The sequence below is a fragment of the Thermoanaerobaculia bacterium genome (assembly GCA_035717485.1).
Taxonomy (GTDB): Bacteria; Acidobacteriota; Thermoanaerobaculia; order UBA5066; family DATFVB01; genus DATFVB01.
This window is the reverse complement of the sequence record DASTIQ010000061.1, coordinates 1-2,935: the sequence shown is the minus strand read 5'-3', so window position 1 is coordinate 2,935 and position 2,935 is coordinate 1. Positions and strand designations below refer to the sequence as shown.

Below are 2,935 nucleotides of genomic sequence, written 5' to 3'. Positions count from 1 at the left end.
TCCGCGTTCGGCGAGGCGCCGCCACTCCCGGACGAGCTCTCCGCCGCGGCCGCTCGCCATCGCCCGCAGGTCGGCGAGATCGATCGCCGCGGGGAAATCAGGGTGGGCGAGGAACCGCCGCGTCGATGCCTTCATCTCGGGGGAGTCGGCGACCCGTCCCTGCGCGACGAGGATGGATTTGACCCGGTGCACGAGCGCGTTCGGCGTCGAGAGCGCCAGGGCCAGGGGGTCCACGACGGCGTTGGTCTTCGCGACCAGGAGCGACGGCTCGGCCCGGCCGCCGGGGCGCACGCGCGCGAGCTCGGCGCGGAGGAGCGGGAGCGCGAGGACCGCGAAATAGACGGCCTCGTCGAAGACCCGCCCGCGCCGGCGCTCGGCGTCGAGGACCTCGAGGATGGTCCAGAAGAAATGCCCGGCGCCTCCGGCGTGCTCCGGATCGATCCGGCGGAGCTCGTCGGACAGCTCGGGGAGGAGGACGTCGAGCAGCCCCATTTCGCGCAGCAGGAGGAACGTGGGGAGCGCCTGTCCGCCCCGGAGCATCGCGGCGAGCTCCTCGGTGACGCGGGGCGTCGCGGAACGCGCGAGGTCCTTCCGGTGCGAGAGGATCGCCTCGTAGTCGCGGGGCGTGATCGCGAAAGAGAGACGGGTCGCGAACTCGACCGCGCGGAGCATCCGGACGGGGTCCTCGCGGAACCGGACGTCCGGGTCGCCGATCGCGCGGACGAGCCCCGCCTCGAGGTCGTCGAGCCCCCCGACCCAGTCGATGACGGAGAAGTCCGCGATGTCGTAGAAGAGGCCGTTGATCGTGAAATCGCGCCGCACGGCGTCCTCCTCGGGCGTGCCCCACGTGTTGTCGGAGGTGACGAGGAGGTCGATCCCGTCCCCGGCGTCGGCCGCTTCCGGCCGGCCCCGGAAGGTGGCGACCTCGATCACCTTCCCGCCGCGGAAGAGGATGTGGGCGAGGCGGAAGCGCCGGCCGATCAGGCGGCAGTTGCGGAAGATCGCGCGGACTTCTTCCGGGCGCGCGTCCGTGCCGATGTCGAAATCCTTGGGCGTCCGTCCCATCAGCAGGTCGCGCACGCTCCCGCCGACGAGATAGGCGCGGTAGCCCGTGCTCTTCAGGCGGTACAGAACCTTGAGGGCGTCCGGATCGATCGCGTCGCGCGAGATCGGATGGGCACTGCGCGGACGGACGATCGGAAATCGTCGATACTCCATCCAAACTGATTCTAGTGCTTTGACTTTTCCGGTGAGCGAAGAAATAATACCCCGTTTCGCGATAGCAAACGCAGGAGGATCGGAAGGATGAAGATGCGAAGAACGGGCCTGCTCGCGCTCGCGCTCGGCGCCGCCGCGGCCGTCGGCTGCGCCCCGGGCCGCTCGTCGAAGGAGATCGTCGTCGGCGAGTACGGCTCGCTGACGGGCAACACCGCCACCTTCGGCCAGTCGACGAAGAACGGCAGCGAGATGGCGTTCGACGAGATCAACAAGGCGGGCGGGCTGCTCGGCAAGCCCGTCAAACTGATCGTCGAGGACGACCAGTCCAAGCCCGAGGAGGCCGCGACGGCGGTCACGAAGCTCATCAACCAGAACGCGGTGCAGGCGGTCCTCGGAGAGGTCGCCTCTTCCCGCTCGCTCGCCGCCGCGCCGATCTGCCAGGGCGCGAAGGTGCCGATGGTCACCCCCTCCTCGACGAATCCGAAGGTCACCCAGGTCGGCGACTACATCTTCCGCGTGTGCTTCACGGACGTGCAGCAGGGAGAGGCCGACGCGAAGTTCGCCGCGAAGTCGCTCAAGCTCAAGAAGGCCGCGCTCCTCTACGACGTCCGCAACGACTATTCCGTCGGCCTGCGCCTGGTCTTCGCCCAGAAGTTCAAGGAATACGGCGGCGAAATCGTCGCCGAGCAGTCCTATTCGGAAGGGGATTCCGACTTCCGCGCTCAGCTCACCCAGCTCAAGTCGGCCAACCCCGAGGTGATCTACGTGCCCGGCTATTACACGGAAGTCGGGACGATCGCGCGGCAGTCGCGCGATCTCGGCATGTCGGCGCCCCTCCTCGGCGGCGACGGATGGGATTCGCCCCGCCTGTGGGAGATCGGCGGCAAGGCGCTCAACGGCTGTTATTTCTCGAACCACTATTCCGTCGACGATCCGGCGCCCGCGGTCCAGAAGTTCGTCGCCGACTACAAGGCGAAGTACGGCAACACGCCCGACGCGCTCGCCGCGCTCGGCTACGACGCCGCCCGGATCCTCGCGGACGCGATGACCCGCGCGAAGTCGACCGACGGGGCGAAGGTCCGCGACGCGCTGGCGCAGACGAAGAACTACGCGGGCGTCACCGGCACGATCACGATCGACAAGGACCGCAACGCCGTGAAGCCGGTCGTCATGCTGAAGGTCCAGGACGGGAAGTTCGTCTTTCAGGAACGCATCGAACCCGGCGCGTGAGCACCTTTCTCCAGCAGCTCGTCAACGGGCTGTCCCTCGGCTCGATCTACGCGCTGATCGCGCTGGGATACACGATGGTGTACGGGATCCTGCGCCTGATCAACTTCGCCCACGGCGACGTCTATATGGTCGGCGCGTACGTCGGGTACTACGCCTCCACGCGCTTCCGGGCGGCGGAGCCGTCGTACCCTCGGGCGATCGCGATCATGGTCCTCTCGATGGTCGTCTGCGGATTGCTCGGCATCGTCATCGAACGCTTCGCCTACCGGCCGGTGCGGCGGGCGGCGAAGATGACGTCCCTCATCACCGCGATCGGCGTTTCGCTGCTCCTCGAAAACGGGGGCCAGCTCCTGTTCGGCGCCGATCCGAAGTTCTTCCCGTCCAACGCTCCGCACCGCGAGTTCAACGTCGCCAACGTCCGGGTCACGTCCGAGCAGCTGACGGTCTTCGTCGTGTCGATCGTGCTGACGATCTTCCTCCTCGCATT

3 protein-coding genes are annotated in these 2,935 nt (G+C 67.7%); 2 read left to right on the top strand and 1 reads right to left on the bottom strand.

What is annotated here, in order from left to right; translation table 11 throughout:
• Window positions 1-1,218: polynucleotide adenylyltransferase PcnB (gene pcnB / locus VFS34_02950; protein HET9793395.1), on the bottom strand; the 1,218-nt coding region annotated here is incomplete at its 3' end.
• Window positions 1,219-1,305: 87 nt separating this feature from the next.
• Between pcnB and VFS34_02945 the strand changes: the two genes are divergently transcribed.
• Both VFS34_02945 and VFS34_02940 read left to right on the top strand, forming a co-directional pair.
• Window positions 1,306-2,448, top strand: a complete 1,143-nt coding sequence (locus VFS34_02945) for an ABC transporter substrate-binding protein (GenBank protein HET9793394.1) — start codon at window positions 1,306-1,308, stop codon at window positions 2,446-2,448.
• Window positions 2,445-2,935: branched-chain amino acid ABC transporter permease (locus tag VFS34_02940; GenBank protein ID HET9793393.1), on the top strand; the 491-nt coding region annotated here is incomplete at its 3' end. The genes VFS34_02945 and VFS34_02940, both read left to right, overlap by 4 nt.

Bases quoted from the DNA above. Each gene is read 5' to 3' on its own strand.
- VFS34_02945 (HET9793394.1), top strand. From the start codon at position 1,306: ATGAAGATGCGAAGAACGGGCCTGCTCGCGCTCGCGCTCGGCGCCGCC.